Origin of the sequence: Aeromonas sp. R7-5 (genome assembly GCF_040908015.1) — a bacterium.
Taxonomy (GTDB): Bacteria; Pseudomonadota; Gammaproteobacteria; order Enterobacterales; family Aeromonadaceae; genus Aeromonas; species Aeromonas caviae.
In genome coordinates, this window is sequence record NZ_JBFOCZ010000009.1 from 1 (window position 1) to 8,495 (window position 8,495).

Genomic DNA, 8,495 nt, shown 5'->3' on the forward strand with positions numbered 1-8,495 from the left:
CATTGGATCACACCCAAGAACAATAAAGTATCATACCAACCTGTTTTATTGTTCCCTGAACCCATTTAACAGAACGTTTCATTATGCGCAGTCAGGCCTGTAGATAAAACAAAGGGGCCACGAAGGCCCCACAACAGTATCAAGCTGGTTTGCTAGTCAAAATCAGCCATATCAGGTTCATCACAATCAACAACCGACACCGGAATGTCATCGATCATTTGATCAACTTTCCACCCAGTCTTCTCTAAAAGATCCTCTGGCGTACCCTCTGGAACCTCGAACCAGTAAGAGTAAATCATGTCATCACGACTGGTGTTTGCATTAAGTTCCGCGCCCATGTCATCCCATTCGTCATCTGTAATACCTAGGTACTGAGCCAGCGCGCTATCTGGAGCTTTCACAAGCGTCTCGGTAAAAGTGCCTGTTGTTCGCTCTTGCCGCACAGTTTTTTTGCAATAAGGGCAGTCAATAGGCTCCAGACAAGCACCACAGATTCCATTACCCCCAATGCAGGAGACAGTAAAAAGAGCACCACAATGACAACATGTCTCAACCATATCTAACCTCGCGTTTCTGGTAACTGTGATTAATGCCGATAACTAGCTTTATCGGCATCAAAAAGGAGGATTACCTTCAGGCTCATTCGCATCGTCTTGCGCACGTTCGACTAGCAGCTCTCTCTCGATATGAGCCTCAAGCTCCTGACGTGGCATTTCATAAGGAGCTTCCGGATCTAAGACACCTGCAAGCTTAAACCGCACTGTATCTAGGTCTCCCCCATCGAGAATCTCAATCCGAATTTTGGGAGTCTCACCTACACGTAAATCAGCCATTTGTATCACCTTGGTTTTCTATTGAGAACCGAGGGTAGCTTTGAAAGCTTAACTGAACCTTAATCAATGATTGATGGCTCATTAGAGATAACCCCCCCTCGCCCGTGGATGGTGTGAGCATGGTTGTCTGGGAATTCCCCCCGTATTACTGGACGGAGAGACCGTCTTTCAATAGAGATTGGTACCGGATCCGACGATAAACCAACGGGGCGTGGCTACGGCCTAAGTAAGGATGAATCTTTATTGCTCGGTATGACACTTTGATGCTTGGTATGGCACTTTATTACTCGCCAACACCAGTTGGATAACGATAGAGCTTGTTTTCAGGCTCTGTCAGCAAGTGCGAATCAAGAGCAGACAACAGCAGTTAGAAAGAATCCATGCTGTGCGTGGGGTGACTTTCCATTCGTTGGCTCTACCTCTCTGCAAACCACCAGCGATAGGCACTATCGTTGCCCACGGCAGCCAGCTGCTCTAGCAGCTCTCTACTCAAGGTGACCTCATACTGGCAGACGTCGGTCGCTTCCAGGTAATCGTCGTGGTCAAAGTGGCGACCCTGGAGGGCGTCGCAGTGTGTACAGCCGTTCGATAGATAGCTGCATCCCGCGGTGCGGCTAAAGCGCGGCTTGATCACGCCTATCCCGTGTTGCTTCAACAGTGCAGCCGGGAACAAGTTAGCCAGCCACGGTGCAGTCTCCTCCCCGCTATCGAGCTCTTCAAGGCTCGTGTGCAGGTCTGGGTGGCCCGCGAACCGCTTACTGACCTCCAGGGTAAGCCCTTGTACCGTCCTGGTCTCACGCTTACAGTGCCAGCACCGGATTTTTGTGGCACTGATGGTCACCGGTATGGGCTGGTCAATCGCCGGGGCGAACTGTAATGCGCCGGTCAGGGCTCCACGGACGAACGCCTCCAGCGCGATGGTTTGCTGCCAATATTCCGCTTCGCTCTTGTTGCGGTTGGTGACCCAGAGCGGATCGAATTGGCTTGATGGGAGTCGCACGAAGGCGGCTGACTCACTCGCTCGGACATCTAACAAGAATGATGGCGTGCCCCGCTCCACCAGCAGGTCAGGGTGACGCAGTAGCCATAATGCTCGCACTCCAGAGTCAGCATAGCGACGTTGACGGCGCTGTGTCTCTTCGGTGCCTTGGCGTGACCACTGGATCTCGATGGCGACCTTAGCGCTGCCTTTGGTGGCTAACACATCGGCCACCCAATCTTCACCGGCCGGAGTTTGGCCCCTTACCTCCGTATCGGCAGTCCATCCTGCCGCTCGGGCAGCCTGACAGACGATGGTCTTGGCCCATAGATGCTCCGCTGTCTCCGGTGTGCTGTTACATTCCCCACTCTTGTGATGTGCAAAGAACCGGGTGCCGAGCTTGGATACCTTCGGGACCGCTCGGGCCTGGCAGCATGTCATTATGAGGCTGGCATCTGCGCGGTTGCTGGCTTTCAGTAGCTCCCAACCTGCTGCATCGAAATCAAAGGCGAAAATGGTGGTGTGATGGTGCAAGCACTTTAGCGGCATGATGCGATCTGGTTTCCTTGCTCGCTCAGGACAATCTTGAAGAGAGGTATGTTGGGTTAATCGGGTCGAATGAACGAACTGAGTAAGTCCAATGTAAGGTTGGAGCTCTCCCTTGCTGGTGGCGCAGCTGCGTCACGGCTACATCCACCAAGGTTACCCTTCTCCTTTCCACACCGTCCATGCGGCAGGGAGGCGATCATGGCCCTCCAACCAGACCCCCAGCTGGGGATCGACCCAGTTGATGACCATCACGCCTATTTGGTGCTGCGCCAACAGTTCCGGAGAGAGCCATAGCAGAGGCTCATGGTGGAACACTCGATTGCGCAGGTCGCGGATCTGGTTCAGTGCAGACGAAATATGGCGTCGCTGCCTCTCCGCCTTCGGGCAGCGAGCAAATACCAGCCGCAAATCCTTCCAGAGCACATCTTGGAATTGTGCATTAAATAGCGAGCTCCAGAATCCGAAAGTCAGTTCAGCCAGCACCTTGTCAACGGTTTGCGGTTCTTCATTTCTGCGAAGCTTGCCCTTGGCACCGGTTACTTGCTTGTTCTGCCAGTCGAAACCCGGATCCCCCTGCCATGCTTCCCACCAATCCCTTCTACCATAGAGTTTGCTCAGGCGGGCATGGATACCATTTCGCAACGCTATCTCCAGGACATTGAGCATCGGAACCATTGCTTCGGACAACAGTAAGTTTGATGAGTAATCCGCCGCGGCTTTTGTTGTGTCGCCACCCCGTGCTGCGCTGTAACGTCCCAGCCTCGCCGCGGAGAAGTGTTTCTCCAGATCATTCCAGTTCATTCATTGTCACTTTTAAATGTTGGTTAGTGCTGTTACAATTACAACGCAGCCCTAGGCTTCGTCCTCTCCCAGCCACCTTACTGGTGATGACACTAGGTTCGTTTAGGCCCTGTTATTCAGGGCCACCAATTTCTTAAAAACCCGCCATGGCGGGTTTTTTCTTTCAGTTCACCGTCTCAATGAGCCATCCCTTGGCAATAAGAGCTTTCCGCAGTTCTACCGACACCCGACTTTCATTTGCCGCCAGACAGAGCAACGCCGTTGGTCGTGACATCGCGACGTATAAATTGCGCATTTGTGCCTGTTGGGTCTTAGGAAGCTTTCTGAGATCTGTACTAGCCAGCCCGGTAATATACTCAAGTCCGAGAGCAACATCGAACTTGCGACTGGACCCACCGTAGGACTCTAAGACTAGGGATGCTGCGTGCGTCTCACCCTTCATACCTGCGACAGTACCGATACCCAAATCAATCAGCCTTCCTTGGTTTGTTGTCGATACAGCTGGACTGACTCCTGCCGCTTCATTAGGTTCGACAAAAACATTGAGACCTTTGAATGTATCAAAGTTGAGAGCGTCGGGAAGATATGGTTTGAGTCCGGAGTACAACAGCTGTAGCAGGTCATCGCGCTTATCTTCTGCACAAAGGCGTTCACCAGTCAGCACAAGTTGTCGAGTGAGTATTTCGATAGGCCCATTTGGAGTGACAGCTTTTGCCGCCCTTGGTAGAGCTCTGGCATCACGAATATCTTGTGCCAATGGAGCTTTCCCTGCTCGCAGAACAAGCAGTAATGCTCTGCGAACATCAGCAACTCTTGTACTCAGTGACGCTTCTTGTAGTGCCCCTTGGGCATTACCTATAAGGCTCCAGAAGCACTCTGATCTCCGCCCAGCACTCTGCTGTATCCCACTAAAAATAGGCCAATAGTCAAGAAGATGGCGCCCAGCATCAACGTTGCCGGCACCGGCCTTGCGAGCGCACATAACCTTCACTTCGCGATCTCCAATCTCTTCTGCTGTCAGGCGGCCCATTACCATACCACCAAAGTACGGGATCACTTTGGTGGTATCGGCCGTAGCGTATAACAGCAGAATAGGCGGGTGTGAGTTAGCCCCTTCACCTACGACAGGATCGCCGCTCCCCCTTACCTTCCCAACTGCATCAGCAATGTTTTTTCCGAACCGTTTGCTGGTGCTGATACAGCCATACCCCGCACGAGGGAAGGTTAGCTGATCAATGTTTTCCTCATCCGACAGAATTTTTTGGTCAATGTCTCCGAAGCGTTGCATCACAGACTTGCCATCAAAAATATGATTCAGTAAAGCCTCCTGCTCCCAAGAGGTGTCCTGCATTTCATCAATGAATACCATTGGGAAACGTCTATGCACCACATCTACCATGTGCGGGCAGGTTTTAAACGCCAAACTCGCATATGCAAACATATCGCGGTGGCGAAAGCACCCCTCTTCGGCAAGCATGTTCTTGAGCTTAACCAGCGCTTTGTACGACTTCGTTTCAGGGCCGGGTAGCGTGCCCCTATCAACATGCACTTCCAATTCCGCAGTTCGGTAATGCAGTGTTGAGACTATTTCGTCTGCATTACGCTGGCGCTCCAAATAGCTGCGTAGCGTACCAAACATACGATGCTGGAGGAGACCCATTGCCTTTTCGGCAAAAACCAGGTCGTCAATGACATCTACTTTCTGCCCCATGCTTCGCAGCATCGGGGTAGCAAAGAAATGGTTGACGAAGCTGTGAATGGTGCCGATGAAATGAGGATAACTGAGCAACTTTGCTCCCTCCGGCGTCTCCGCCAATCGGCGAGCAATCTCGTCGCGAGCAACGTTGGTATGGCTGAGGATACAAATGCCACGGCGGGTGTGCGGCCATTTCTTCGCGAGGAGCATAAGCTTGGCAGCAAGCAGAGAAGTCTTTCCACTACCTGGTACAGCATTAAAATCTCTGGAACCACTTTCAAGGAGCGCATTGCGACGCTCCTGATCATCGAAGTTCAGGTCCCTGGCGATATTTGCCAACTCGGCCAAGTCTTCTGAATTGAGGCTGACAATGCTCACTTAACCCCCTCCGTCATGCTGCTGGTCGTGATTGTCGGGCCAGTTGGAGTCGTTGCTATCGGAGCTGTGGTACCTGTGCTTATTGCGGCTGTAGGTTTTGTCGTCAGGTAAGATAGTGCTGTTTTTAGATACGGGGGCAGCTTGTTGAAAAGCTCTTCATCTCTTCCATAATCGCCGGTTCGAACCAGGTGAGCAGCATACTGAGCAGCAATAGCCTTCGAGGCATCATTTTCATAGAGCGGTTTATAGATGATGGAGGCAAGCTTTTCAGCGGAATGCTTGGCATTCACCAATTTTGCCCAGTTCAGTTCGGCTTCGGAAAGTGTTGTTGTTTCATCCGCCTCTTCAAGCCGCTCATCGCGTGATTTAGCCTTCTCTGCAAGAGTAATTGCGAGATACATCAGCTTGGCGCAACCATACAGCGCGAGGTCGTATTCGAGAGTCCAGCGGTCGGATACGCAGACTATGGTCTTCCCTCCTTCCGCTCGATCTTTTTTATTCTGCACTACTTTGGCCATCGCAGCGTCATTCTCATAATCAGATTCGAAGCGCTTCCCTTTCTTGGGTTTAGAAACATAATCCGCCACATTTGGCACTATGTCTCTATCGGTCAAGCAAACGACCGGAATGGGTATTTCAGGACCGGAAGTGCCCTCAGACTGGAGAATACGGGCGTAGTGGTACAGGCCCGTGTTTCCAACGTTTACAATAGAAATGCCGTGCTTGGAAAATGACCGACCACACATTTCAGCAATTGCCGGGAGCAAGATCGCTTCCGCCGGTCCTTCCACCATCATGACACCGCGAGCAAAGAAGAGGTTTGCTTTTGTCGCATCGATAAAGCGACGCAAGAAGGAATAGTCTGTCCGCTTTAACTTTGTCTTACCTGCTGCCAATGGGAAGGTTTGCGCCTTATGGACTAGGGTCATATCTTCTATTCGCGCATTAGATACCAAAGAGGGGCTATGGGTAGTTATGATGACCTGTACTCGCTTGTGAGCTTGTTCTTTATCGGAGTGCGCTTTCAATAGATCCATCACTCGCTCTTGGAGCTGAGGGTGAAGGTGAGCCTCAGGTTCCTCTACAAGCAACAAGGCTAGTTCCTCCCCATCTCGCAGTAGTACCAGCTCTGTGGCCATAAACAGCGCGTTATTGTAGCCAAGTCCCCGCGGGCAACGTGCATCCGGATCAATGCCTGCTCTTGGTAGAAGGGATAATTCGAACTTCTCAAGGATGGGCGTAAGAGTAAGGTCTGGAGCAATGCGGATGCGCGATTGAAGTACATCACCAGTGAATGCGAACTGACTCAAATAGTTATCGTTGATATCCTTTTCAACCCCCTTGATTACCTTGTGCTCTCCTAGATGATGTTGGGCGAATGCCATCAGGCCGACCAAATGATTTGGGATGTTCTGGGGCTGTAACTTATCGAAGTCGTTTACCTCTTGGCCTGAAATGTCATTGTGAGCGCCAAGGATCTGAGACAAGCGAGATTGTCTCCCTGACCTAAGTTCTGCTTCTGCATCACGCAACGGTCTTAAATAAGTTGCCCTTACGAGTTCCCTGACAGCGAAACCAATCTCAGGGCCCGTGCCGTTGGTTCCGGCACGAACAATTGTATCGACTCGGGCCCTCTTAGTGGCTTGGGGGGGATGGTAACGAGCCTCAAGATGCAAGATAAGCGAGCAAGAACCATCACTACCAAACGTCAGCCACTCAAGAACAGAGGCTTCTTGCTCAGGGCTTAGCCCACACAGCGTTGCCTCGATACTAAGGTTATGGGAACGATTCGCCCCCTGGATGTGGAAGTCCTGCTCGAAAATCCGGATAGACTCGTAGCTTGTCGTCAGCAATACTTGGCGGATCGCATCAATGATACCTGTCTTACCTGCGTCATTCTCTCCCACAAGAATGTTTAGTCCGGGATTGAGCTCCCAGTCCAGCGCGGGTGCAACCGAGCCATCCCCAAACGCACGATAGTTGCTCGCACGGATACGCCTCAAGTACATATTTTCTCCTTAGTTGAATTTCACACGCCTCAATATGACGGGCCAACTTATCTAGGGAAGGTGCGAACAAGTCCCTGATATGAGATCATGAGCCCCACTTGGCATCAGGTATAAGGTTCAGCATGAATCATCAGCTTACCTTCGCGGATAGCGAGTTCAATGGTAAACGCCGCAAAACCCGTAAGGAGTTATTCCTGGCTCGTATGGATGCGTTGCTCCCATGGGCGATGATGCTGGAGGTCATCGAGCCCGTCTATCCCAAGGCAGGTAATGGCCGTCGTCCCTACCCACTCGATACCATGCTCCGCATTCACTGCATGCAACAGTGGTACAACCTCAGCGACGGTGCCATGGAGGACGCACTCTACGAGATAGCCTCGATGCGTCTGTTTGCCAGACTCTCCCTGGACCAGGCCATCCCTGACCGCACCACCATCATGAACTTCCGCCATCTGCTGGAGCAGCATCAACTGGCCCGTCAGCTCTTCGACGCCGTCAACCAGTGGCTTTCTGACGCCGGCATCATGATGAAGCAAGGCACGCTGGTCGATGCCACCATCATCGAAGCCCCCAACTCCACCAAAAACAAGCGTGGAGAGCGTGACGGCGAGATGCATCAGACCAAGAAAGGCAATCAGTGGTATTTCGGCATGAAAGCTCATATCGGCGTCGATGCCAAGAGTGGCCTGACGCATAGTCTGGAGACCACGGCCGCCAACGAGCACGACCTCAATCAAGTGGGAAATCTGCTCCATGGCAAGGAAGAGTTTGTGTTCGCCGACGCTGGATATCAGGGGGCCGAAAATCGTGAAGAGCTTGCCGATGTCGAGGCCGAGTGGGCGATTGCCATGCGCCCTGGAAAACTCAAGGAACTCAAAAAATATCCCCGTAAAAACAAGGCTGTCATTGCCTTTGAGAGGCTCAAATCCAGCATCCGCGCCAAGGTGGAGCACCCGTTTCGGATCATCAAACGTCAGTTTGGCTTTGTGAAGGCGCGGTTCAAGGGGCTGCGCAAGAACGACAACCAACTGGCGATGTTGTTTACGCTGGCGAATCTGTTTCGCGTGGACCAGATGATACGGGCATGGGATAGCTGTGCCCAAAAATCGAGATAAGCCTCGAAAATGAGGCTAAATGGCGCTTAATAGCCGAATACTTGCGGAAAAAAGTCAGGTTTTTGGTGTGATGGGCATTTCAAATGCGGACAAAGAGTTCGTGGTAAAGGTGCGATCCACTTGTTCGCACCTTCC

At 51.8% G+C, this 8,495-nt stretch carries 7 protein-coding genes; 1 reads left to right on the plus strand and 6 read right to left on the minus strand.

Annotated features, from left to right (window positions below; translation table 11 throughout):
* Positions 1–152 precede the first annotated feature (152 nt).
* The 6 genes from AB5Y53_RS03430 to AB5Y53_RS03455 all read right to left on the minus strand — a co-directional run bounded on the left by AB5Y53_RS03430 (position 153) and on the right by AB5Y53_RS03455 (position 7,245).
* The gene (locus AB5Y53_RS03430; protein WP_368181122.1) at positions 153–557 is read right to left on the minus strand and encodes a hypothetical protein; all 405 of its coding nucleotides are present in this window, start codon (positions 555–557) and stop codon (positions 153–155) included.
* A 57-nt stretch (positions 558–614) separates the two neighbouring features.
* Entirely contained in the window at positions 615–833 is a 219-nt protein-coding gene (locus AB5Y53_RS03435) for a hypothetical protein (protein WP_368181123.1), read from the minus strand.
* 415 nt (positions 834–1,248) lie between these two features.
* Positions 1,249–2,361 carry a competence protein CoiA family protein gene (locus AB5Y53_RS03440; protein WP_368181124.1) on the minus strand — a complete coding sequence of 371 codons (1,113 nt, stop codon included), beginning with the start codon at positions 2,359–2,361 and terminating at the stop codon, positions 1,249–1,251.
* Positions 2,362–2,514: 153 nt separating this feature from the next.
* Positions 2,515–3,162 carry a hypothetical protein gene (locus AB5Y53_RS03445; protein ID WP_059296293.1) on the minus strand — a complete coding sequence of 216 codons (648 nt, stop codon included), beginning with the start codon at positions 3,160–3,162 and terminating at the stop codon, positions 2,515–2,517.
* 163 nt (positions 3,163–3,325) lie between these two features.
* A complete protein-coding gene (locus tag AB5Y53_RS03450; protein WP_368181125.1) occupies positions 3,326–5,236 on the minus strand; it encodes a UvrD-helicase domain-containing protein in 1,911 nt (636 codons plus the stop codon).
* Positions 5,233–7,245, minus strand: a complete 2,013-nt coding sequence (locus AB5Y53_RS03455) for an ATP-dependent endonuclease (protein WP_368181126.1) — start codon at positions 7,243–7,245, stop codon at positions 5,233–5,235. The genes AB5Y53_RS03450 and AB5Y53_RS03455 overlap by 4 nt, the downstream gene beginning before the upstream one ends.
* Before the next feature lie 122 nt (positions 7,246–7,367).
* Between AB5Y53_RS03455 and AB5Y53_RS03460 the strand changes: the two genes are divergently transcribed.
* Positions 7,368–8,360 (plus strand): IS5 family transposase, encoded by a 993-nt coding sequence (locus AB5Y53_RS03460; RefSeq protein ID WP_368166140.1) that lies wholly within the window; start codon positions 7,368–7,370, stop codon positions 8,358–8,360.
* Positions 8,361–8,495 lie beyond the last annotated feature (135 nt).